This is a genomic window from Pedobacter superstes (assembly GCF_037622515.1).
Taxonomy (GTDB): Bacteria; Bacteroidota; Bacteroidia; order Sphingobacteriales; family Sphingobacteriaceae; genus Paradesertivirga; species Paradesertivirga superstes.
Genome location: NZ_JBBJCN010000003.1, coordinates 711,096 through 735,467 on the forward strand (window position 1 = coordinate 711,096; position 24,372 = coordinate 735,467).

Here is a 24,372-nt window from a genome sequence, read left to right on the forward strand (position 1 = left end):
GCTCTTTCTACATTTTGAAAAAAAACTAAAAAGCCAACTGAGTTTAAAAATCAGGAAACGTGTTAATCTGAATTTATTCCTATTCTGAATGTACATTATTTTATTCTATAATTCAACTGAAACGTTTTTTGAATATCTATTTCAAATCTCTCTTCTTCCGCAAATAAAATACTCCTGTATTCATCAAAATCATGGACTGTTTCTTCATACTTATTCAGGCAATCATAAATCTTTTTAGTAATTGCTCCTATTTCTCTTAGATCCTTCTCAAACTTATATTGTTCAGGGATAGGCATATCCTCAGGATATTTTGCAGAACCTTCTTTACCAATAATCAAACAACATTTCATAATACATGCTTCCCTTGGCATTCTCTCTTTTCCAGGATGGTACCCAAAATCAATGTAGACCTTGCTTCTGTTCATCCAATCAGCAATCTCTGATGGAGACATGTCAATTAAAGGAATCCAGGTTAAATCGGGACAATGGGAAATTACCGTTTGTAAGAACTTGTCATTTTTTTTTGGATTATATAAAATCAGGTCCTCCTTTATCGCTGCTTTGTCAGCCATTTTAAAAAATGTCTGATTCATATAATCAGATATTCTTCCATCTGGATTTATCCCGTTTTCGAGTAAATGAACCTGAGAGAAATAGGAATGAGCAATATGATATAATTTCCTCTTCTTTAACTCTTTAAATGTGCCAAACTTAACAGGATTATATAATAACCTGATCCAATAAATTGGCTTTCTTTTTGCCCTCCGGATTTGAGGGATTAAAATTTTATAATAATTAGTAACACTTAGCCACCAGATTGCTTTTCTAACTTCGCTGAATGATATATCAAAGACAGGGTCTAAATAAGTTTCAGGCAAGATTATTAGATTTTCTACCCTGTTTTCAATTTCATTAACGATAACAGTATTGTAGTTCTTATAAAATGGGTGCACGGGATTTGCCGTTTTATTATTATCCGGAAAAAGATAATACATAAAAACATGCTTATGTCCTATTAACTTCAAATGATACGCAAGTTGATGTAAAGCTTCCGGGCCTCCCGTTGCAAAGTTAGCGGTGCAAAAGATATAAATTTTAGAATCAGGATATAAAGGAATCATAGACGAGGCGTTGATATTAAGAATTTCAACTTAGTACTTATCCTTTTTTTAAAATTCCAGATCCGATATTTCATTAAAGTATAAAAGCCCAAATTATCTCTGATTAAACTTTCTTTGTCCTCAATAAAAGCTTTATCCCCAACCTGAGATGAAAATCCGCCGTCGGCGTGATCAGCGATATCCAAATCGTAATAATGAAACTTAAAATCTGGATCCCCCTTACATTGGATGTTTAAATAATAATCTGAACATACCGGATACTTGAGCTTATAACTATATTTTTCGAAAACTCTTTTGGGATAGAATATGCTTTGATGACAGATATTAAACTTCGATAGCGCAATCGAGGTTGCCTTGCTAATTATTTTCTTCCCATTATGAATTACATTCCCATAATAAATTGTATCATGCATCTGCAGATTTGATTTCATAATGGAAAAATCCTCTAACAAATTATCGTCAACCCCTAAAAACAATAACCACTGGCCTCTACTTAATTGGGTCGCCTTGTTCATAGCATCATAAATTCCTTTGTCCGGTTCGCTTATCCAATAATCTATAATCTTTTGATCTGCTTGTAAAAGCTCGCAGGTTTGATCGGTACTACCCCCATCTACTATTACCAACTCTACTTCATCACTAAGAAAACTATCTATATCCTTAAGGAATTTCTCTAAGTAACCTCCTGCATTTTTTATGACTGTTATTATTGACACGGCAGGCTCAGGAGATAACGGCATTAACAGTCTCTTTCCTCCATCTATCATAATTCGAGTATTTTAGTCAACAAAGGTCTGCATATCAATTAATCGACGGTACAGGCCATTTAACTCTATTAACTGTGTATGTGAACCTTGTTCTATCACTTTTCCTGCTTCGAGAACAATTATTTTATCAGCGCCTTGTATGGTGCTTAACCGGTGTGCAATAATAAGTGTCGTACGATTTTTCATTAATTTGTTAAGTGCATCCTGAACCAGTTTTTCAGATTCTGTATCTAACGCCGATGTGGCTTCATCTAACAACAGAATCGACGGATTCTTTAAGACAGCCCTTGCTATATTAATCCGCTGCTTCTGTCCGCCAGAAAGTTTCATACCGCGATCACCGATGTTGGTCTGATAGCCATTTTCTGTTTTAAGAATAAAGTCATGGGCATTAGCAATTTTAGATGCTCTTTCTACTTCTTCAACACTGGCATCAGGCTTGCCAAAACAAATATTATTAAATATAGTATCATTGAACAGGATTGATTCCTGATTTACAAAACCGATTTGATCTCTTAGTGATATCGATTGAATTTCTTTAATATCTATTCCATCAAAACATACAATTCCCGATTGCGGTTCATTAAATCTTGGAATCAGATCCATTAAAGTAGACTTCCCGCCGCCCGAAGGACCAACTAATGCAACTGTTTGTCCTTTTGGAATCTCTATGGAAATTCGATCTAAAATCAATTTGTCTGAATAGGAAAACGAAACATTCTGGAAAGTTATCTTGTCTGTAAAACCATTAATAATGATTGCATCGGGAGAATCCTCTATAGCTGGTTTAGTATCTATAACCTCTAATACCCGTTCACCGGCTGCAATTCCTGAATGAATATTACTAAATGAATCGGTTATTGCCTTTGCAGGACGTAAAACCTGAGAAAAGAGAATGATATATGCGATAAATGCGGGAGCATCCAGGTTCGATTCTCCCGATAAAATCAGGGATCCTCCATAGAGAACTATTCCTGCCACCATGGAAACTCCTAAGAATTCAGACACTGGCGATGCAAGCTGTTGTCGCCTGGCCATAGACTTTGTTAGACGGGTATAATACCTATTTTCATTGTAAAACCTTTTCTTTATATATTCAGTCGCATTAAAAGCTTTTATTATTTTAATCCCGGTTAACGCTTCATCTAAAAACCCAATCATTAATCCCAGAGATCGCTGAGAACTTGCAGCCTGGCTTTTTAATCTTTTAACAATCCTGGAGATCACAAATCCTGACACGGGGAATATTAAGAGGGAATAAAATGTGAGTTCCACAGAAATATTAAATAGAACTGTTAAATAGACAATTAGAGTAACAGGCTCTTTAAACACGACTTGCAATGTGCTGGTTACAGAGAACTGAACAACCTGTACATCCGAAGAAACCTTGGAAATAATATCTCCCTTACGCTCATTGCTAAAATAGCCTAAATGCAGGTCCATAATATTACGAAATATAGCATTACGAAAATTCAGGAGAGTATGAGCCCTTAAATCTTCCATCACCTTTTGGGAAAAGTAACGGAAAATATTGGTTAGAAAATTAGCGAAAATCAGAATAGCACAAACAGCCTTTAACGCATTCGACCTGCCATACTCTGATGTAACAATATTTAAGTAGTACTTAAAATTAGCCATCAAATCCCATTGATCAGGCTTTGTCAATATCAAATCCTTCGAATTTTCAGGGGCTAATAAGGCCTGTAAAAGTGGCGCTAGTAATGCGAAATTCAATGTATTAAAAAGAACAAATAAGAGGGTAGTAATTATATAAGGAATCGCGAATTTCTCTATAGGTTTCGCGAAGGATAATAGCCTGAAGTATGTTTTCATTAAATCGTAAAGTTAAATCTATTGCACCGATTATTATAATTTTATCGATGTCCAATAATTAATGGCAAAAAAATTAGTAAAGTAGCTATTTCTTTAGATGATAGCCTTTTTTAGGTTTAAAAATCTTATAATATTGACGGGCAAGGAATAGAAGAAGAGCTGTATTATAAGCACTGGAACTTAATGAATTTCCTGAAATATAAAAACGGGTTATGGTGGTGGACATAAATCTGCTCTTAAAGGCGCTCCGATATTTTTTCTTTAAAGCGGTTCGCATTTTATAAAAGCCTTTATCTGGATTTCCATCGCTTTTATGAAGTACGTTGAAGTCTATTATGTAGGAGTTAAACCCTAAAATATCTGCGATGAGACAGATGTCTGTTCCATATAAATGAAATCCTTGTAAGTCTGAGGATAAGGCCAGATTCGCCTCATTTTTGACCAGGATGAAATTCTCATCAGAACTAATCGACTTTAAGGGTAACTTTGTCTCAATAAGTCTGTGCCCCGTTTTTTGTGTAACATGCATGGCTACATGTTTCAAATTTATCCCTCCGGCATTCGCTAAAATCCCCCAATGAGGATCCAAAGCGTCCATTTCCTCGATCCTCTTCTCTAAAACAGAAATATTATCATCATGAAGTAAAATATCTTGGTGACAGAGAATAATATATCTTCCTTCTGCCTCCTGTAAAAAGCGGTTTATCCCACCAAAGGCATCGAACACATTTTCCTTCGAATTATCAGCATACAAAAACTCACAAAATTCTTCCGTAAATCCAGCATCGATAAATGAGGTAACCATTTCATTATACTCTAACATGTTTGTCACAAGAGTGCAAATGGAATATTTATACCTGTAGTGCGGCCGTGTTTTTATACTTCTTGGTGGCATTAGTGCGATTAATTAAGTCGAATGACCTCTTTCCCTTTTAATGAATCATTAATGATCTTAACAATATTTAGCAATGTTATTTCTTTTCCTCTCGACATCATTTGAGTCCTTAATTCCCTTTTACTTTTTTTAATCTCTTTAATATTCGAAAGCAAGTCGTTGTAGCTGTTCCACATCCATAAATTACCCGCTAACAACCTAGGAAACAGGTCGATAAAAGTTATTTGAAGAATCCAAAATACTAAAGAAACGCCACTTAAATGAATTGCATGTACAAAAAACCGGTTACGGTAATAAATTCGTTTAACCCATTGAGGCGTTTTATAATTATTTGTACTGGCCGAGGCTTTATGTCTGCATACCGACTGGTGCTCATAATAGCATTTCCAACCTAAGCGCCACGCCCTTAAACTCAGCTCAAGATCTTCGCCATAAAAAGGAGAGAACAATTCATTAAAGCCTCCAATCTGCTTAAGTTTTTTCGCATCAATCAGAGCATTGGCACCAGACAAATAAAATGAATAGTTCTTATTTTCAGGATCGAGGGTGTAATAAAACTCTGTTTTTATTTTAAAGCCGTGAAATTTGGGAATTCTTGCAGCATCCTGAATTCTATCACCTTCCATATCAATAATCCTCCCCATCACACCGAAAGTATCCGACTCTGCAAAGTATTTCCACTGCGGTTCAAAATAGTCCGGACTAAGTTTCACATCTGAATTTAACAGAAGTATAAGCTCATTTTCAGAAATAGTTATTCCTTGATTACAAGAGTAAGAAAATCCTCTATTTGCTTCGTTAATCAGCAATTTAACTTCCGGATAGGCTGACTTTATAAATGCTACTGAATCATCTGTGGAACAATCGTCAACAATGATAAGCTCAAACTTTACCCCAGCTTTGCTAATAGCCTCAAAAGTATATGGAAGATACTCCTCTAATAAATTCCTTCCGTTATAATTAGGAATTATTATAGAAATACTTTTCTTATAAATCATCTTATTTTGTTATTCGGTAATTCCGGTATTCGCCTACCCGCCAGCCGGTTAGGCCTTCAACAAACTGGAGCATTTTACGCCTTAAAGGCATTTTTCTTTCCAACTTTTTCAGGTCAATATTCAAAGTCCAGTTAACCGCATCAATCCGGTTTTGCATCACTTTTGGGTGAGAAGAAGTAAAGCGTACTAACCTGTCCGCATTTTTATAATCAAAATCTACAGCTTCTGGAACATGCTTTTCAATCCATTGATCGTCGTGATAAAACTTATTAAAGTTTCGCACTTTGTTTTTTAAGCCTGAAGGGGGCTTGACCCAGCCATAATGATAAATGTAGGCATCAATAAGTTTTACATTGATTTTTCTATTATTCAATCTGAAGCCCTGGGCATCACGGTAAGAATGAATGGATTTATTATTTCTAAGTATTCTTATTTCACGTCTGTACCAACGTCTTGAACTCCCATAATAATCGTATGAGCCATAGAAGTGCAAATATTTAAATAATAAGCCTTCTATTTGACTTTCACTTAAATTCTCTTTCATTTCCCTTCTGATGAGGTCATGATATTTTTCATGCACACATTCATCACCCTGAATATAAAAGGCCCAATCGGCATCGGCAGATATTGCCTGAAATGCCTTATCCGTTTCAGCGGCGAAAACCGCCCCGCCTTCCCGGATAGCGTCATCCCATACGGAATGAATTATTCTAATTTTTGGCGAATCTATATCCCTTATTAACTTTTCTGTTTCATCTTCAGAATTTCCCAGAGCAACGACAAATTCGTCACAGATCGGTAGGATTGACAAAATTGCTTCTACAATCGGATAATCATTTTTTACAGCATTTCTAATAAAAGTAAAACCTGCTACTTTCATATATCATAATCTTGCTAATCGGCAAAGATAAATTTTATCAATGGTTTTGCATTTATTTAATACCCCGCCTGGCTTTGCTGAAAAATTTTCTACTAAAACGGGCATAATTCCTACTTTGTTACAAGCTTATATAAACAACGGTATTAAGAGGTCACTTAATTGTTAACTTCGGCTAGTCGGATAAATCTAAAACATGTCTAAAAAAATAGAAAAGCCCAATTTCAAAAACTTTCGGGAAGTTTCTCGTGAACTTACTATTGTGGAAAATGGATTAGAAGGTGCTGATGATCTTCTCAAAAACTTACAAATCTCTCCTGCCACTCATATAATAGGTATTACGGGTCCGCCCGGAGCCGGAAAAAGCACCTTAATAGCTAAATTAATTGATGAGTTGTTAAAGGACGTCTCTCGTATTGCTGTTTTAGCAGTAGATCCAAGCTCTCCATTCAGCTTTGGATCATTACTGGGAGATAGAGTCCGGATGCAAAATCTTTCCACTAACTCTAATGTGTTCATCCGTTCTATTGCAACAAGAGGTTCTCTTGGAGGCTTATCGGGTAAAATAATTGAAATGACTGATGTATTAAGAGCGTCCGGTTTCGATTATATTATATTGGAAACAGTAGGAGTGGGTCAATCGGAAGTTGAGATTGCAGGACTTGCTGACATTACCTTTGTGGTTTTGGTTCCCGAATCTGGAGATGAAGTTCAATCGATAAAAGCTGGTATTATGGAAATTGGGAATGCCTTTATAGTAAACAAGTCCGACCGGGAGGGAGCGGAACAGTTTGCGAACAATCTCCAGAAGCTTACCAGGAATAGCCAGATTCCCGTTTTCAAAACTATCGCTACAAGTGGAGATGGGATTTCGCAAATTACCGCATTTATTAAAGAGTATAATCATACCTCTGCCGACAATTCATATTTGTTAGCTCAAAAAGCATGGAAACTTATTCAGGAAAAAAGGATGGCCGATCTAGATAAAAAAATGCTTCAGCAGGAAATTACTGAAGCATCAAAAAAGGCGGGTTTCAATCTATATAAATTCGTTAATACAAAAGTTAAGAATTCATGATATCTTCTATTTCTTCAGGCTCAATTGGGATATCTGCCATTAAATCAATGTTTCCATTTTCGGTGATCAAAATATCATTTTCGAGGCGTATCCCTAAGCCTTCTTCCTTAATATAAATACCAGGTTCGCAGGTTAATATGTTTCCTGGTTCGAAAGGTTTATACCTGCTGGCAAAATCATGTACATCCAATCCCAGGTGATGAGAAGTTCCATGCATAAAGTACTTTTTATATAGAGGAATTGAAGAATCCTGCCTATCAAGCTCAAATTTATTTATCAAACCCAACTGAACAAGCTGATCTGTCATTATTTTCCCTACTTCTTCATGATATTCATTCCATATTGTTCCGGCTAAAAGCATCGTTTTAGCCTCTCGCATAACATGCAGGACTGCCTTATACACATCTCGCTGTCGTTTCGTAAACTTTCCATTAACCGGTATCGAACGGCTCAAATCGGCATTATAATTGGCATACTCGGCTCCAAAATCAAAAAGGATCACATCCCCGTCCTTACAAACCCGATTATTGTCAGTATAATGAAGAATGTTCGCATTTTTCCCGGAAGCAATAATGGGCGAATATGCATGACCTGTGGCTCCCTGACGGATAAATTCATGTATTATCTCAGCCTCAATTTCGTACTCTTTAACGCCTGGCTTTACAAATTTTAATATTCTTCTAAACGCATCACCTGTAATACTGCATGCTTTTTCTGTTAAAGAAACCTCCGTCTTCGATTTCACAGCACGCAATTGACGCAAAATCGGGGCAGCTCTTTTATACTCATGAAGAGGATACCTATCCTTTAGCTGGCTTATGAACCGAAGATCGCGGGATGATCCTTCAGGAATTGATCTGTCATTTTCGTTAGTATTCAGATAAATTGTATCTGCGTAATGAATTATTGTTGGTAAAATACTCCAAAATTCATCGAGCCAAAAAACGCTCTCAATCCCGGAAATCTCTTTTGCCTGCTGTTGAGTATGTTTATGACCTTCCCAAACAGCGATGTGCTCATTTGTCTGTCTTAAAAAAAGGACTTCTCTGTATAATTTATTAGGACAATCGGGAAATAACAGTAAAATTGACTGCTCCTGATCAATGCCCGACAAATAAAAAAAATCTGCGTTCTGTTTAAAAGGAAAAGTTTGATCCCCGCTGCGTAAATATTCATCATTAGAATTGAAGATAGCTATAGCATTGATTTTCAGATTACTTATAAAATTATCGCGATTCGTCTTAAACAAGTTTTGATCAATAGGGTTATACTTCATAATTAAAAACAAATTTAAATAAAAGATAAACCTTTTTATATTTGTTGTGTTTAGCAGAATAATAGGAATGGTATTTGACAAATATTTGGTGATATCAAACTTATAATTAATTTTGTGAAAAATTACGCAATTAAAATTGTTTAACCTTAAAAAAAACAAAGCATGAATTATTCTACAATTAAAAAAGTTGTTGCTTGCACAATGGTGACGCTGGTAGGTCTAGCTGCCACGGCTCAGGAGACAACTACAACAACGAGCTCGACTGCTACAGTGTTTGGCGGAAGAGGACAGTACAGAACATGGTCTATTGGTGTTAATGCGGGTGTATTATCTCCAATTATCCCTTTTGGTACAAATGATTATGGCGATTGGAACGCAGAATTAGGTTATGGCGCTTTCTTGAAAAAGCAACTTGCACCTTCTTTCGCATTAAAATTAGATTTCCACAGAGGAAATATCTCAGGTGACTACGCAACAAACGAAGGAAGATCTCCACGTCCAGCTAATGTACCTGCAAGCTTCAATACTGAACTTCATTATGCTCTTGCATTAAAAGGAGTTGTAAATGTTGGAACTATTGATTTCTTAAGAAGAGAGAACGCAGTTAACTTCTTCGTACAAGGTGGTGCAGGATTAGCAAAATACAAAGCATATCCTAACGCTGCTAACGAAGATGATCAAAACGTTCGCGAGTTATACATTCCTATCGGAGCTGGTGTTAACTTTAAATTAGGAAACAGAGTAGCCTTAAACTTAGGTTATGATGCAAACTTCCTTGATGCTGACAACCTAGACGGTCAATGGAGAAATGGTGCCTCAAACAAAGACAAATGGTCTTACGGATATGCTGGTCTTGAGTTTTCTCTTGGAAGCTCTGCAAAACCTAGCTTAGAGTGGACTAACCCTGTTGCTTTAATGTATGATGAATTAAAAGATCCTACTTTACGTCAGGAAGTTGAAGCTTTAAAAACTCGTGTAAGCACTTTAGAAAACACAGTAAACCAATTATCAGCTGATGCTGATGGCGATGGCGTTGCTGACAGATTCGACAAATGCCCAGGAACTCCTGCAGGTACTGTAGTTGATGGATCTGGTTGTCCTCTAGTTCACCCGGAAACTTCTTTAACAACTCCAGGTGCTGTTGGTTCAGTTATCCAGTTCGAATTCGACAGTTCAGTTCTTAAGACTTCATCTTACCCAGTTTTAGATGCAGTTTCTGCTGAGTTGAGAGCTAATTCTAGTTCTACTGCAGCTTTAGAAGGTCACGCTTCTGCAGAAGGTACTGATTCTTACAACATGAATCTTTCAAGAGACAGAGCTAATTCAGTAAAAACTTACTTAGTTAACTCTGGTGTTGATGCAAACCGTCTTACTGTTAAAGCTTTCGGTGAAAGCCGTCCAGTAGCTTCTAACGAAACTGAAGAAGGTCGTATCCAAAACCGTCGTGTTGAAATTAAAAAATAAGATAATATAGTTTTAAGCATATTATCATGAGAGGGCTTCTATACAGAAGCCCTCTTTTTTTATAACCATTTTTTTATAGGCGGCTGGAACATGTGTAAGGAGAATTATTTAAATTTGTAATATGTATTTCTTTAGAAACAAGAATCCGAACCGGCCCGTAAACTTCAACCTCAGGGTAATGCATTTCATTAATGCAACCGCGATTCTTGTATTCTTGGCAGGAATTATTTACAAATTAATTGAATGGTTAACATCATAAACGATGGAACCTGTGACATACGCCTTCCGAAAGCAATGACCCTGGCACAATCAGCTAGTGCCCACTAAAAGACAAATATATCTGATGAAAAAAATAATAAACACAACAAAGGCCCCAGCACCAATCGGGCCATATAATCAAGCGGTTTTAGTAAATAATGTATTATATATATCTGGGCAAATAGCCATCAATCCCCAAACGAATGAGCTGGTTATGACATCTGTTGAAGAAGAAAGTCATCAGGTAATGAGTAACCTTAAAGAAGTACTTTCCGAAGCTGATTATTCTTTCAATGACATTGTTAAAACAACCATATTTCTATCAGACATGTCACTCTTTCCAAGGGTAAATGAAATTTATGGCTCCTATTTTACAAGCGATTTCCCTGCCCGCGAAACCGTTGCTGTTGCCGGATTGCCTAAAGGCGTTAACGTTGAGATATCTGCGATAGCCTGTAAAGAGTAGCTTTTCAAAGATGGTTATCTGCGATTAATTTATTAGGGTTTTCCTTGAAGATTTTCCTGGTGAAAAGATTCAAGTTTTTGCAGCAGAAGAATTAATTGATTTTTTTCCTGATCATTTAAATTCCCAACCACCGTCTTGCTGGCAGTTCTAATTTTATCTATTTTAGCATTTAAAGCAGTTTTTCCCGCTTCGGTTATTGAAATTTTCTTACTTCTTCGATCCTTTTCATTTTGTGTTTCATAAATAAATCCTAAAGCTAAGAGTCTGTTTATAATTTGAATCCCGGTCGACTTTTCATGAATATTCATTTCAATCAATTGAGTCTTTGTCATTCCGCCAGAATGAAGCAGATTGATGAGAAATATCACATCATCTATGGTTGAGAAAGGCGAGTCTGCTATTGCAATCTTGCTGTAAATTTTCGCATAACGGTACAAGTGCACTAAGGACGTATTGATTATACTTTCAGCGGAACGGCCTTTTTCTTTTCCTTCCCAGTTAACCGCAATAGTTTTTAATTGATCAGAGCAGCTAAATTTTTCAGAAAGCCATTGGGAAAAATTAGATAAATTACGGCTCTCCCCTTGAAACTCATGCTCAAAGTCTTCTGATAAGGCTATTAATTCCCGATAGAGTGAATACATATAACGAAATTAAATTTACAACTATTATATTCATTTTTAGTATTTTTTTGTTCTAATTTGCAAAGAGAGAAACTAAATTGAGTTATCTTAGTTTTATCTAACAGTTCTGACTTATGAATACAGTAGCACAATTTGATTTTTTCTCATCAGCATGTAGTAAGTCGGTTACGCAATTGTACAGCACATCGTTTTATTCAGCGATTCAATTACTCAGTTCAGACATACGCAAACCAATTTGTTCGATCTACGGGATGGTACGTCTGGCTGATGAAATCGTTGATACATTTCACGCCTTTGATAAACAGCAATTATTGGAGAATTTCAAAAAAGACACTTTTGATTCCATTAAAAGCGGCATCAGCCTAAATCCAATACTTCAAAGCTTTCAACAAACGGTGAATCGATACAATATAGAAAATGAACTTATAGAAGCTTTCTTTGAAAGCATGGAAAAAGATCTAAATAAATCTGTCTATACAAACCAATCGGAGTTTATGGAATATATATACGGATCTGCAGAAGTGGTGGGATTAATGTGCCTGTATGTATTTTGTGATGGAAACAAAGTTCTTTTTGATTCTCTGAAAGTGTATGCTAAAGCTCTGGGATCAGCATTTCAAAAAATTAACTTCTTACGTGATTTGCAGTCAGATGTTGAAGATCTGAAACGGACTTATTTTCCAGGATTTAAATCTTCCACATTTAATAATAATTTAAAGCAATCCATTGAAAAAGATATAGAAACAGACTTTAGATTGGCTCACACAGGGATTAAACGATTACCTCTAAATTCTCGCTTTGGAGTATACGTGGCATACAGATATTATTTGGCGCTGTTTAAAAAAGTAAAAAAAACCAGTTCCAAAACTATTCTAAAGGAAAGAGTACGCATTCCGAATCACATGAAAATGGTTATTGTTTTAAAAGCAGGTTTACGCAATCAGCTTAATTTAATTTAATATGGCGCGATCCTATGTAATTCTTGTTGACGAGAATGATCAGCAGACTGGTGTGATGGAAAAAATATTGGCTCATCAAAAAGGCTTATTACACAGAGCCTTTTCTATATTTATCATAAACAATAATCAAGAGATGCTCTTGCAAAAACGTGCATCTTCAAAATATCATTCGCCGGGATTATGGACAAACGCCTGCTGTAGTCACCCAGCCCCTGATGAAAGCACTATAGAAGCCGCCAACAGGCGTTTGCCAGAAGAAATGGGGTTTAATTGCCCTTTAACAGAAATAGGTGCATTTACATACCGCGCAGAATTTGAAAATGGCCTCACCGAATTCGAATTCGATCATGTTTTTGTAGGTACTCATAACGCAGCCGTTATTCCCAACCCCGAAGAAGTTGACGAATATAAATGGCTATCATTGTCTGAAATAGACAAGCTCATTGAAAACGATGAAAATCAGTTTACGGTCTGGTTTAAACTTGCTTATCCATTAACAAAATCATGGATCGAAAATAAATCTGCAACAACTTTTTTGATTTAAACTAACCCAAATTCTTAATTTGTCTGTTAAACTTTAAACATCTGGTCATATGGCTACGTTTAATGACTTTAACAATCCTCAGGTTGCTGCACTCCCAAGTCATTTAAAGCAATTTATAGTAGATCAGCAATACGAGCATTATACACCTATAGATCAGGCTGTGTGGCGATACGTCATGCGACAAAATTATAGTTATCTTAAAGATGTAGCCTACTATCCCTATATACCAGGACTCCAAAAAGCAGGGCTTTCTATCGAATACATTCCGCATTTGCAAGAAATGAATGATGCGCTTTCGAAAATAGGCTGGGGAGCAGTTACAGTTGATGGGTTTATTCCTCCATCCGCATTTATGGAATATCAGGCATACCGCGTTTTGGTTATCGCAGCCGATATACGTCAGCTAAAGCATATTGAATATACCCCGGCGCCTGATATTATCCATGAATCTGCTGGTCATGCTCCGATAATCGCAGACAAAAAATATCATGAATATTTAAGTTATTTCGGTTCGATTGGGGCAAAAGCTATGTTTTCTGCTCAGGATTTCGAATTGTATGAAGCTATACGGGCATTATCAATTTTAAAGGAAATGCCTGATGTTGATATCACTGAAATTAGGCAAGCGGAAGAATTGGTGGCTCATTGCCAGGAAAATATAGGGGAACCATCTGAAATGGCTTTGCTTAGCCGCCTTCATTGGTGGACCGTGGAATATGGTCTTATCGGAACATTGGAGGATCCTAAAATTTATGGGGCCGGATTATTATCCTCGATCGGAGAAAGTGCATCCTGCATGAACCCCGAAGTAAAAAAAATCTGGTATACTCTCGATGCTGTGAATTATCCTTATGATATAACGCAACCACAACCACAGCTATTTGTAACTTCAGAATTTCAGAATCTCATTAATGTCCTTGAAGCGTATGCTGATACCATGTCATTTAGAATAGGCGGGACACATGGCATAAAAAAAGCCATCGAGTCAGGAAATACATGCACTGCAGTTTATAGCTCGGGTATTCAGGTATCAGGTAGATTTTCAAATGTTTTAAGCTATGGTGACAATAACCCTTTTTTTATTAAAACAACCGGCCCAACAGCTTTAGCTTTAAATAACAAACAGCTGGCAGAGCATGGAAAGGATTATTATCGTCAGGGATTCAGTTCACCGATTGGAAAGTTAAAAAACTATTCCAAGCCAATCGAGGATTTTGATCAAGCCGATCTAATAAAAGCAGGAATTGAAATAGGTGCTCGTACCGTGCTTAAATTTGAAAGTGGCCTGACTGTTTCGGGGATAATTAATAAGATCGAATCAGCTGATAGTAAAATCCTGTTGATACAATTTAGTGACTGCATGGTAACAGGCCCGTCAAGTGAAACCCTTTTCGCCCCTAAATCGGGATTATTTAACATGGCTGCTGGCGCTAAAATTACTTCAGTTTATTGCGGAGCTGCTGATAAGGATGCGTTTGAAGAAATCGTTTACAAATCAAACCGGGTAACATACCATCCTCATTATGATGATAAAACAATCCGATTACATCAAATTTATCAGCAGGTCAGAGATATCAGGCAGTGCAGGAAAGACTTTAATTTACTAGTAGGTTTATTTGATAAAATATCAACTCAGCATAAAGATGACTGGTTATGCGCATTAGAAATACTGGAAATTTTAGAACATGAAAATTCTGAACACGAGGCTGCTATGAAAATCAGAAAATTTTTGAAACAAAAGACAGTCGAAAAGCCTGAATTAAAAAAATTAATTTCGGATGGGTTTTATCTTATTGAACATCCAATTCAGCAAAATCTCGTTAACCAGGGATTGAGATCCTGAACTTTGCACCACTTAAAGATTTCCTCTCATCTCCTGCTCACGTTCTATAGCTTCAAATAAGGCTTTAAAATTCCCAGCTCCAAAAGAACGGGCGCCTTTGCGTTGTATAATTTCAAAAAACACTGTTGGACGATCTTCCAAAGGTTTTGTAAATATTTGTAATAAATATCCTTCATCATCCCTGTCTACCAATATTCCCAGGGATTTTAAAGGTCCCAAATCTTCATCAATATGACCTACCCTCTCAAGCAGATCATTGTAATACGTATTTGGGATGGGTAAAAACTCAACGCCCCGCTTCTTCAACTCAGTAACCGTTGCTACGATATCATCTGTCGCCAAAGCCATATGCTGAACACCCTCACCTTCATAAAACTCTAAGTATTCCTCTATCTGGGATTTTTTTTTGCCTTCAGCAGGCTCGTTGATCGGAAACTTCACAAAGCCATTACCGTTACTCATCACCTTACTCATTAGAGCAGAATATTCGGTAGAAATCATTTTATCATCAAAAGTCAGAATATTTTTAAAGCCCAATACATTTTCATAAAAGTTGACCCAATTATTCATCCGGTTCCAGCCCACATTCCCCACACAATGATCGATAAACAAAAGGCCGGTAGGCGTTGGATTATAGCTGGAATTCCATACTTTATAACCAGGCAAAAAGGGACCACTATAGTTTTTCCGTTCAACAAACACATGGACCGTTTCCCCATACAATTTTATACCACTCGTTCTAACTTCTCCCCATTCATCACTTAACGTTTGAGGTGCCTGGTATGAAATTGCACCCCGTTTTACCGTTTGATCAAAAGCATCAAAAGCATCTTCTACCGATAAGGCTAAAACTTTCACCCCGTCACCATGCTTTTTAATATGATCGGATACGTAACTGTCGGAGTGAAGAGGAGATGTTAATACAAGCCTTATTTTGCCCTGTTGCAAAACATAGGAAGCTCTGTCTCGCACGCCAGTTTCTGGCCCGGCATAGGCAAGACTTTGAAACCCGAAGGCTGTTTTATAAAAATAGGCTGCTTGTTTGGCGTTTCCTACATAGAACTCAGCATAGTCAGTGCCCTTTAAAGGCAGAAAATCCTGAGCATTGTTTTGATCTGTTTTCTTTTCCATCGATTTACCCTTCCCCCCAACTCTTATAATAATTCGCATCCTCGATTTTCAAAGCCTCATCAGTAAGCATTAGCGGCCTGAAAGGATCTATCATTACTGCAAGTTCGTCTGTAGATTCTTTACCGATAGACTGTTCAACAGTCCCGGGATGCGGGCCATGAGGAATACCGCCGGGATGAAGAGTGATCTGCCCTTTGACTACAGACTTACGGCTCATAAAGTCGCCGTCAACATAATACAAAAGCTCGTCACTATCCACATTACTATGATTATAAGGAACAGGGATTGACAGCGGGTGGTAATCGAACTTCCTTGGCACAAATGAACAAATAACAAAATTATTCCCCTCAAAAGTTTGATGAACAGGAGGAGGCTGATGGATGCGTCCGGTTATTGGTTCAAAATCATGTATTGAAAGTGACCATGGATAATGAAATCCATCCCATCCAACAAAATCAAAAGGGTGGGTTCCATAAGTGTAAGGGTAGATCATTCCCTGCTTTTTAATCAATATTCTAAAATTCCCTTTTTCATCATGGGTTTCCAAATCTGCCGGCCGCCTGATATCCCTTTCGCAATAAGGCGATTGTTCCATCATCTGACCAAATTTATTAAGGTAACGCTGCGGTGATCTGACGGGGCTAAAACTTTCAACGATAAATAATCTGTTTTCCGGCGAATCGAATTCTATCTGGTAAATGGTTCCGCGAGGAATAATAAGATAATCGCCGTAACCAAACCTGATTTTTCCAAAGCCCGTTTGCAGGGTCCCCGATCCGATATGTATAAATAAGATTTCGTCCGCCTGACTATTTTTATAAAAATAATCAGTCATAGACCGGCGAGGCGCAGCTAAGGAAATATGTAAGTCATTATTAACCAAGACGGCCTTCCGGCTTTTCAGGAAATCATCTTCAGCCTCTACCTTAAATCCCAGTAAACTGGTATGTTTTAAATGCTTTTCGCGGGCAATTTTCGGTTCCACAGAATAAGCCTCTCCCAATGACTTTACAAGAGTTGGAGGATAAACGTGATACACCAGCGAATACAAGCTGGAAAACCCTTCGGTGGAAACCAGCTCTTCAGCATATAATGAACCATCAGGTTTACGGAATATTGTATGCCGTTTTGATGGAATTTTTCCCAAAGAATGATAGACTGGCATAATGATTAATTAGGTATGATTTAATAACAGTAAGAAGTAGAAAAAGTGTTTATGCATAACCTTTCCCGGATTTAGATTTTATGTGCATCAGAATGGACCATAACCAGACCCAATAACATACATTATCTTCTTGAACAGATTATCTTATCTCAGGGTAGATGACAAGACCCGTTCATAGTTACAATCAGAACTAATTTAAGATTAATAGGTTATATAGACAATGCGTACAACGTAAATCACAAAATTGTGTACATAATTGAACTGGCCTGATAGCTTATGAAACTAGTCTCCTATAAAACCGAAAACAAGGAACAACTCGGGGTTTTTGTAAACGGGCATATCTACAATTTAAATTCATGCGATAAATTAATCCCCGAAAACATGAAGAAATTTTTATGGGAAGGTGAAGAGATTATGCTTCGTGCAAAACAAGTGGACAGAGATATTCGTTCGGGAAGCTTCCAGGCGAAAGAAGAGGTTTTTTATGAACTATTAGCGCCCGTACCACACCCAACTTCGTGCCGAGATGCATATGCTTTCAGGCAGCATGTTGCTGCAGCCCGGCGTAACAGAAGGGTAGAAATGATTCCTGAATTTGATCAGTATCCAATTTTTTATTTCACTAATCATAATTCAATTAAAGGACCCGGAGAAATTGAATGTATGCCGGATCATTTTAAAAAACTGGATTTTGAGTTAGAAGTGGCAATTGTCCTCAATAAAAAAGGTCGCAATATTAAAGCTTCGGAAGCGGATGAATATATAGCTGGATATATGATAATGAATGATCTGAGCGCACGAACCCTGCAAATGGAAGAAATGCTTTTAAACCTTGGACCTGCTAAAGGGAAAGACTTTGCAACAGTTATCGGACCCTGGCTTGTCACACCCGATGAACTCGAACCTTTTAAAGTCTCAGCGAAAAAGGATCACACAGGAAATGCGTTCGACCTGAAAATGAAATGCCTGGTTAACGGAATAGAAGTATCAAGCGGAACTATGGCAGATATGGACTGGACATTCGCAGAGATTATAGAACGTTGCTCATATGGCTGCGACGTCTATCCCGGAGATTTAATAGGCTCTGGAACCGTTGGCACTGGATGCTTCCTTGAACTCAATGGCACAGGATTATTAAACGACCCAGACTATAATTCCCAATGGCTGCAAAAAGGAGACGTAGTAGAAATGGAAATCACAGGCCTTGGCCGCTTAAGCACCATTATATCTGAAGAAGACAGCGATTGGTCAATTCTGGAAAACAAGAAATTAAATTCCAGTTTAAATGTTCACCCTTAAACTTTCAGACCTTAGTCCAGCCGAGTTGCAGGAATATTTGCAATACGCTATTGCCCCAAGGCCAATATGTTTGGCATCTACAATCGATAAAGATGGCAATGTAAATCTTAGTCCCTTCAGTTTTTTTAATCTGTTTAGCATTAGCCCTCCAATATGCGTGTTTTCCCCATCAAGAAGGGTAAGGGATAATACAACCAAACATACCCTGGAAAATATTAAAGAGGTCCCGGAATGTGTGATCAACCTGGTGAATTTTGATATTGTGCAACAGACTTCTTTATCCAGTACTGAATATCCAAGAGGGATGAACGAATTTGTTAAATCAGGCTTAACACCAATCATATCTGAATTGGTAAAACCTCCGAGAGTTGCTGAATCACCGGTTCAACTGGAATGTTTTGTAAACCAAATTATAAGTCTGGGCAATACGGCGGGCTCTGGAAATCTGATTCTTGCCGAAATTAAAATAATGCATATCAATCCGTCAATTCTTGATGCGGAAAAAAAAATTGATCAGGAGAAAATTGATTTGGTTGCCCGCCTCGGTGGCGATTGGTATTGCCGGGTAACAAAAGAAAATTTGTTTAAAATATCCAAGCCAAATAAAAAGATCGGAATAGGAGTGGATTCCCTACCTCGATCAATTCGCGAGTCCTCAATTTTTACAGGTAATGACCTTGGCCAGTTGGGCAATATAGACGCATTACCAAATGAGACCAGTATTAATCAGTACGCCCAGCAAAATGCAGACTTGCAAAATCTTATAATCGCCACCAGGAGTGACAGCAAACTCAGAAGAGATTCCCTGCACCTCCTGGCTAAATCACTATTAAAGCTGGGCAAAGTCTCTGAAGCCTGGATGACTCTGCTTGCAGATGACGAAACTACTTAAAAACAAAAGCTCCCCGAAGGAAGCTAAATATTTTAAAGCACGAAGAAAAAACAGATTAATTAGACTCTATCTTCTCTATTCCTTTTTTAATCCGCCCTATGGTTTCCTCTTTCCCAAGTAAAGATGCAATTTCGAATACAGCGGGTCCAAACTTTCCACCAACCAGCATAATTCTGAACGGGAGCATGACATCACCCACCTTTAACCCCTTTTCCTCTGCTAGAGCCTTAAACGAAACTTCAAGATTTGTGGGAGAATGATCGTTTATAGCGTTTAAAATTTCATTATAGGCTACAAAAAAAGAAGCCTTATCCGTATTCCATTTAGGTAAAACCGAACCCAGGTCATACTCCTTCGGAACGGAGAAAAAATAACCTGCTTGAGTGATAAAATCTGTCAACAAAATGCAACGGTCTTTTACCAGATCAATAACTACGGATAATTTATTTTCATCTGCAACTGAAATCCCGTCGGATCTAAATACTTCCAGTACTTTTCCTTTCAAGCTTTGGGAATCCAGCTTTTTTATCCATTCGGCATTGTACCATTTCGCTTTTTCAAAATCGAATTTAGCTCCTGATTTATTTACCCGATCGATAGAAAACTTTTTTATCAATTCGTCCATTGAAAAAAGCTCCTGGTCAGTCCCGTCATTCCACCCAAGCATCGCCAAAAGATTGATGAATGCTTCCGGTAAAAATCCAATCTCTCTAAACCCTTCCGTTAATTCATTAGATTTAGCATCTGTCCAGTTCATTGCGTAAACCGGGAAGCCTAAACGCGCGCCATCCCGTTTACTTAACTTTCCATGGCCGTCTGGCTTTAAGATCAACGGTAAATGAGCCCATTGAGGCATTGAATCTTCCCAGCCCAAGTACTTCCAAAGAAGTAAATGTACCGGAGCCGAGGGTAACCACTCTTCGCCCCTGAACGCGTGTGTAATCTTCATTAGGTAATCATCAACCACCACAGCGAGATGATACGTCGGCATTCCATCAGCTTTGAGCAAAACCTTATCATCAACTAAAGAAGTTTCAAAACTCACCTCTTCGCGAATCATATCATCAAAAGAAATTGTTTCATTCTGCGGTACTTTTATCCGGATAACGTGAGGTGTTTCTTTCTCCAAAAGCTCCCGGACTTCCGTTTGATTTAGTGAGATTGAATTTCGCATTTCATTGCGATGGGCATGCCCATACTGAAAATTGGGTAATTCAGCACGTTTTTTTTCAAGTTCTTCCGGTGTATCAAAAGCGTAATAGGCATAGCCATCAGCTACCAGTTTTTCTGCGTATTCCCGATAAAGTGCTTTTCTTTCGCTCTGGCGGTAGGGCCCGTATTCGCCTCCAAAACCAGGACCTTCATCAGGTACAATACCACACCACTTTAAACACTCAATTATATATTCTTCAGCACCGGAGACATACCGGCTTTGATCTGTATCCTCAATTCTTAAAATAAAATCACCGCCCTGGTTCCTTGCGAACAGGTAATTGAATAATACTGTTCTAACACCTCCTAAATGTAAGCCGCCAGTTGGACTGGGAGCAAAACGAACACGCACCTTACTTGACATAACTATTTATTTGGGGGCAAAGATAGATTTCCTGATAGATTTAGATCCTTAAAAATTGAACATCAATGTAAAAAAATTACCGGAAGCTGATCCAAATTTCAATTTAATGATAAAAAAAATTCCAAATCTGCTTATCTTTGCCTACTTTTTCTATAGACTATACAATTTGATTATAGGGAATTAAAAGATGATGGAAACCCTGAAAGATAAAATTTCTGACTTATCAGGCAGAATACAAAATTTGCCTCCACAAGAAGCCCTTGCACTACTTGCCCGGGAATTCTCCGGCAAAATTATTTTTTCAACCAGCTTTAGTTGGGAAGATCAGGCGATTTCACATATCATTTTTTCTAATAACATTCCTGTAAAGGCATTCACTCTTGATACGGGTCGCTTGTTTACCGAAACTTACTATGTGTGGAGCAGAACGGTAGAGATGTACAATGCTAAAATTGAAGCTTATTATCCGAATCAGCAGCTCTTACAGGAATTCGTAACCGAAAAAGGACCAAATTCTTTTTACGAATCTGTTGAAAACCGTAAAGGCTGTTGCTATATACGTAAAGTAGAACCTTTACAACGAGCACTAGCCGGCAATGGGCTGTGGGTAACCGGCCTAAGAGCAGAACATTCGCCTGAAAGACATGATCTGCCGATGCTGGAATATGATGAGACAAACAATATTATAAAATTTCATCCCTTACTGCATTGGACAACCGATGAAGTACGGGCGTTTATAAATACAAATGGAATACCTTATAATACTTTACATGACAAAGGGTTTGTAAGTATAGGTTGCCAGCCCTGCACACGGGCAATTATGCCTGGCGATGATTTCAGGGCCGGTCGTTGGTGGTGGGAAGATAAAGCAAGTAAAGAATGTGGCTTACATGCACATTCATAAATAGAAATTAATTTTATGTCGCAATATAAATTAGATTACCTGGATCTTCTGGAAGCAGAATCAATTCACATTATGCGTGAAGTAGCCGGACAGTTTGATCGTCCTGCTCTTTTGTTCTCTGGAGGAAAAGACTCGATAACCCTTGTTCAGTTAGCCTTAAAAGCTTTTAAACCGGGTAAAATACCTTTCCCTCTGGTTCATATTGATACAGGACATAACTTTCCTGAAGCAATTAAGTATCGGGATGAGGTGGTTGAAAGAACCGGAGCTAAACTTATTGTAAGAAATGTTGCGGATACCATTAAGAAAAAAGGGTTAAAGGAGCAGACCGGTAAATTTGCCTCTAGAAATGCTTTACAATCATACACCCTATTAGATACCATAGAAGAATTTGGTTTTGACGCTTGCATTGGCGGAGCCAGACGTGATGAAGAAAAAGCAAGAGCAAAAGAACGGATATTTTCGGTAAGGGATGAATTCGGTGCATGGGACCCTAAAAGACAGCGCCCGGAATTGTGGAACCTGTACAATGGAAAGATAGCTAAAGGGGAAAACGTTCGTGTGTTTCCGATAAGTAACTGGGTTGAACTTGACGTTTGGAATTATATAAAACGTGAAGGCATTGAATTACCTTCAATATATTTCACTCACCAGAGAGAAGTGTTGGTTCATGGCGAATATCTGGTAGCAGTTTCACCTTTTATACGAATTGATGAAGGAGATGTTATTGAAACCAGAAATGTACGCTATCGTACAGTCGGAGACATGACATGTACCGCAGCTGTAGAATCAACTGCGTCCAGCATTGATGATATTATCGCAGAAATTCATAAAACCAATATCAGCGAACGCGGCGAAACCCGTATCGATGACCAGGTGTCTGAAGCTGCCATGGAAGACAGAAAAAAGAGCGGATACTTTTAAAGAGAGAGGTGGGTGGTTAGATTTGACATATGAGACAAAACATGGCTCATATTATGAATGCTAACCTGCATATTGTTCTTGAAAATTAAATATAAAATATTAAAAGAGAGAGGTTAAGATAAACGCCCGCGTTCTCATATCTAAAATCTCATATCTCATATCTTAAAGAAAAAATGGATTTACTTCGATTTATAACTGCTGGTAGTGTTGATGATGGAAAAAGCACTTTAATTGGCCGCCTTTTATATGATACTGATTCTATAAAAGTTGATCAGCTTGAAACCATATTAAAACAAAGTAAAAATAAATCTGAAGGTGAAATAGATCTTGCTCTTTTTACCGACGGCTTACGTGCAGAACGCGAACAGGGAATTACAATCGATGTAGCCTATAAATATTTCAATACTGCAAAACGCAAGTTTATCATTGCCGATGCTCCTGGCCATATTCAATATACCAGAAATATGGTTACCGGCGCATCAAACTCTGATTTGATAATCATTTTAGTAGATGCCCGTCAGGGTGTAATAGAACAAACACGTCGCCACAGTATTCTTGCTTCCTTATTAGCAATTCCTCATGTCGTTGTTACTATAAACAAAATGGATATGGTTCATTATTCAGAAGCGGTTTATAACGATATCGTTCTGGATTATAAGAGAATGGCCGAGCAGCTCAATATTAAGAATGTAACCTTTATCCCAATTAGTGCCTTAAACGGTGATAATATTGTAAAACCGTCCGTTAACACTTCATGGTATACCGGCGAAACTTTATTAAACCTTCTGGAAACTATTAATATTTCTAATGATATCAACCATACTGACCCCCGCTTTGCGGTTCAGTATGTTATCAGACCTCAATCTGAAGATCTGCATGATTATCGTGGATACGCTGGAAAAGTGGTAAGCGGAGTTTACAAAAAGGGCGACATCGTTACTATTCTCCCGGAAGGAATTGATTCTGAAATTGAAGCCGTTGAAATAAATGGAGAAGAAGTTGATGAAATCTTTGCGCCACAAAGCGCGGTTATCCGTTTAAAAGATGATATCGATGTTAACAGGGGAAATGTTATTGTGAACAAATTAAGCATGCCTAAAGTATCACAAGAGCTTGAAGCAGTAATTTGCTGGATGGACACGAAACCATTAACTCCGGGTAATAAGTATATTTTACAGGTGCATGGCAAAACCGTGCGCTGTGTTGTAAAAGATATTAATTACAAGCTTGATGTGAATACTCTTGTAAAGGAGGAAAATATTACTCATGCAGGATTAAATGATATTGTTAATATTACTATAAAAACCGCATCACCTATCGTATTTGACACGTATGAAAGCCTGAGGGCTAACGGAGGAGCCATTCTTATTGATGAAACAGCCTTTACGACAGTGGCGGGCTGCATGCTTCAATAATAATACAATTACAATTTCGCTTAAAATATTTTTTGTCATGGAA

The 24,372-nt window shown here is 37.7% G+C and carries 23 protein-coding genes; 12 read left to right on the forward strand and 11 right to left on the reverse strand.

From position 1 onward, the window contains the following. Positions 1-95: 95 nt before the first annotated feature. The 6 genes from WG906_RS11935 to WG906_RS11960 form a co-directional block, all read right to left on the reverse strand. A complete protein-coding gene (locus tag WG906_RS11935; RefSeq protein WP_339992855.1) occupies positions 96-1,121 on the reverse strand; it encodes a hypothetical protein in 1,026 nt (341 codons plus the stop codon). Further along, positions 1,118-1,888: a glycosyltransferase gene (locus WG906_RS11940; protein ID WP_339992856.1), complete on the reverse strand. Its 771-nt coding sequence runs from the start codon at positions 1,886-1,888 to the stop codon at positions 1,118-1,120. Before WG906_RS11940 ends, WG906_RS11935 begins: the two co-directional genes overlap by 4 nt. 12 nt (positions 1,889-1,900) lie before the next feature. Then, positions 1,901-3,721 carry an ABC transporter ATP-binding protein gene (locus WG906_RS11945; RefSeq protein ID WP_339992858.1) on the reverse strand — a complete coding sequence of 607 codons (1,821 nt, stop codon included), beginning with the start codon at positions 3,719-3,721 and terminating at the stop codon, positions 1,901-1,903. Positions 3,722-3,806: 85 nt separating this feature from the next. Beyond that, positions 3,807-4,544 carry a hypothetical protein gene (locus WG906_RS11950; RefSeq protein WP_339992859.1) on the reverse strand — a complete coding sequence of 246 codons (738 nt, stop codon included), beginning with the start codon at positions 4,542-4,544 and terminating at the stop codon, positions 3,807-3,809. Between the two features lie 80 nt (positions 4,545-4,624). Beyond that, positions 4,625-5,614, reverse strand: a complete 990-nt coding sequence (locus WG906_RS11955) for a glycosyltransferase family 2 protein (protein ID WP_339992860.1) — start codon at positions 5,612-5,614, stop codon at positions 4,625-4,627. A 1-nt stretch (position 5,615) separates the two neighbouring features. Continuing rightward, positions 5,616-6,494: a glycosyltransferase family protein gene (locus tag WG906_RS11960; protein ID WP_339992861.1), complete on the reverse strand. Its 879-nt coding sequence runs from the start codon at positions 6,492-6,494 to the stop codon at positions 5,616-5,618. 193 nt (positions 6,495-6,687) lie between these two features. Between WG906_RS11960 and meaB the strand changes: the two genes are divergently transcribed. Continuing rightward, positions 6,688-7,569: a methylmalonyl Co-A mutase-associated GTPase MeaB gene (gene meaB, locus WG906_RS11965; RefSeq protein WP_339992862.1), complete on the forward strand. Its 882-nt coding sequence runs from the start codon at positions 6,688-6,690 to the stop codon at positions 7,567-7,569. Here the strand turns inward: meaB and WG906_RS11970 are convergent. Further along, entirely contained in the window at positions 7,556-8,845 is a 1,290-nt protein-coding gene (locus WG906_RS11970; protein WP_339992863.1) for an aminopeptidase P N-terminal domain-containing protein, read from the reverse strand. The genes meaB and WG906_RS11970 overlap by 14 nt on opposite strands. A 162-nt stretch (positions 8,846-9,007) precedes the next feature. On the opposite strand from WG906_RS11970, the gene WG906_RS11975 reads away from it, so the two are divergent. The 3 genes from WG906_RS11975 (at position 9,008) to WG906_RS11985 (ending at position 11,033) form a co-directional block, all read left to right on the forward strand. Continuing rightward, positions 9,008-10,309: an OmpA family protein gene (locus tag WG906_RS11975; RefSeq protein ID WP_339992864.1), complete on the forward strand. Its 1,302-nt coding sequence runs from the start codon at positions 9,008-9,010 to the stop codon at positions 10,307-10,309. A gap of 121 nt (positions 10,310-10,430) precedes the next feature. Then, entirely contained in the window at positions 10,431-10,568 is a 138-nt protein-coding gene (locus WG906_RS11980; protein WP_339992865.1) for a DUF6728 family protein, read from the forward strand. Between the two features lie 84 nt (positions 10,569-10,652). Then, entirely contained in the window at positions 10,653-11,033 is a 381-nt protein-coding gene (locus WG906_RS11985) for a RidA family protein (RefSeq protein ID WP_339992867.1), read from the forward strand. A gap of 32 nt (positions 11,034-11,065) precedes the next feature. Here the strand turns inward: WG906_RS11985 and WG906_RS11990 are convergent, their stop codons facing one another. Continuing rightward, entirely contained in the window at positions 11,066-11,677 is a 612-nt protein-coding gene (locus WG906_RS11990; RefSeq protein ID WP_339992868.1) for a MarR family winged helix-turn-helix transcriptional regulator, read from the reverse strand. 113 nt (positions 11,678-11,790) lie between these two features. Here WG906_RS11990 and WG906_RS11995 point away from each other — a divergent pair, with 113 nt between their 5' ends. Genes WG906_RS11995 through WG906_RS12005 form a run of 3 tightly spaced genes read left to right on the forward strand, consistent with a single transcriptional unit; the run spans position 11,791 to position 15,023 of the window. Beyond that, positions 11,791-12,636 carry a phytoene/squalene synthase family protein gene (locus WG906_RS11995; RefSeq protein ID WP_339992869.1) on the forward strand — a complete coding sequence of 282 codons (846 nt, stop codon included), beginning with the start codon at positions 11,791-11,793 and terminating at the stop codon, positions 12,634-12,636. Position 12,637: 1 nt separating this feature from the next. Next, the gene (idi, locus tag WG906_RS12000; RefSeq protein WP_339992871.1) at positions 12,638-13,180 is read left to right on the forward strand and encodes an isopentenyl-diphosphate Delta-isomerase; all 543 of its coding nucleotides are present in this window, start codon (positions 12,638-12,640) and stop codon (positions 13,178-13,180) included. Positions 13,181-13,229: 49 nt separating this feature from the next. Next, complete coding sequence (locus tag WG906_RS12005; protein ID WP_339992873.1) at positions 13,230-15,023, forward strand: aromatic amino acid hydroxylase; 1,794 nt, start codon at positions 13,230-13,232, stop codon at positions 15,021-15,023. Between the two features lie 12 nt (positions 15,024-15,035). On the opposite strand, the gene hppD is transcribed toward WG906_RS12005, so the two are convergent. Together hppD and WG906_RS12015 are read right to left on the reverse strand one after the other, a co-directional pair. Next, complete coding sequence (gene hppD / locus WG906_RS12010; RefSeq protein ID WP_339992874.1) at positions 15,036-16,154, reverse strand: 4-hydroxyphenylpyruvate dioxygenase; 1,119 nt, start codon at positions 16,152-16,154, stop codon at positions 15,036-15,038. A gap of 4 nt (positions 16,155-16,158) precedes the next feature. Continuing rightward, complete coding sequence (locus WG906_RS12015) at positions 16,159-17,319, reverse strand: homogentisate 1,2-dioxygenase (RefSeq protein ID WP_339992875.1); 1,161 nt, start codon at positions 17,317-17,319, stop codon at positions 16,159-16,161. A gap of 276 nt (positions 17,320-17,595) precedes the next feature. Here WG906_RS12015 and WG906_RS12020 point away from each other — a divergent pair, with 276 nt between their 5' ends. Both WG906_RS12020 and WG906_RS12025 read left to right on the forward strand, forming a co-directional pair. Beyond that, positions 17,596-18,618, forward strand: a complete 1,023-nt coding sequence (locus tag WG906_RS12020) for a fumarylacetoacetate hydrolase family protein (RefSeq protein ID WP_339992876.1) — start codon at positions 17,596-17,598, stop codon at positions 18,616-18,618. Beyond that, positions 18,605-19,510 (forward strand): flavin reductase family protein, encoded by a 906-nt coding sequence (locus WG906_RS12025; protein WP_339992877.1) that lies wholly within the window; start codon positions 18,605-18,607, stop codon positions 19,508-19,510. Before WG906_RS12020 ends, WG906_RS12025 begins: the two co-directional genes overlap by 14 nt. 55 nt (positions 19,511-19,565) lie before the next feature. Here WG906_RS12025 and gltX read toward each other — a convergent pair whose 3' ends face one another. Next, a complete protein-coding gene (gene gltX / locus WG906_RS12030) occupies positions 19,566-21,086 on the reverse strand; it encodes a glutamate--tRNA ligase (RefSeq protein ID WP_339992878.1) in 1,521 nt (506 codons plus the stop codon). A gap of 187 nt (positions 21,087-21,273) precedes the next feature. Here gltX and WG906_RS12035 point away from each other — a divergent pair, with 187 nt between their 5' ends. The 3 genes from WG906_RS12035 (at position 21,274) to WG906_RS12045 (ending at position 24,329) form a co-directional block, all read left to right on the forward strand. Beyond that, positions 21,274-21,990, forward strand: coding sequence for a phosphoadenylyl-sulfate reductase (locus WG906_RS12035; RefSeq protein ID WP_339992880.1), 717 nt, complete (start codon positions 21,274-21,276; stop codon positions 21,988-21,990). 15 nt (positions 21,991-22,005) lie between these two features. Further along, on the forward strand, positions 22,006-22,914 hold the full coding sequence (gene cysD / locus WG906_RS12040; protein ID WP_339992882.1) for a sulfate adenylyltransferase subunit CysD: 909 nt from the start codon (positions 22,006-22,008) through the stop codon (positions 22,912-22,914). Positions 22,915-23,087: 173 nt separating this feature from the next. Further along, a complete protein-coding gene (locus WG906_RS12045) occupies positions 23,088-24,329 on the forward strand; it encodes a sulfate adenylyltransferase subunit 1 (protein ID WP_339992883.1) in 1,242 nt (413 codons plus the stop codon). The last annotated feature ends 43 nt before the right edge of the window (positions 24,330-24,372 follow it).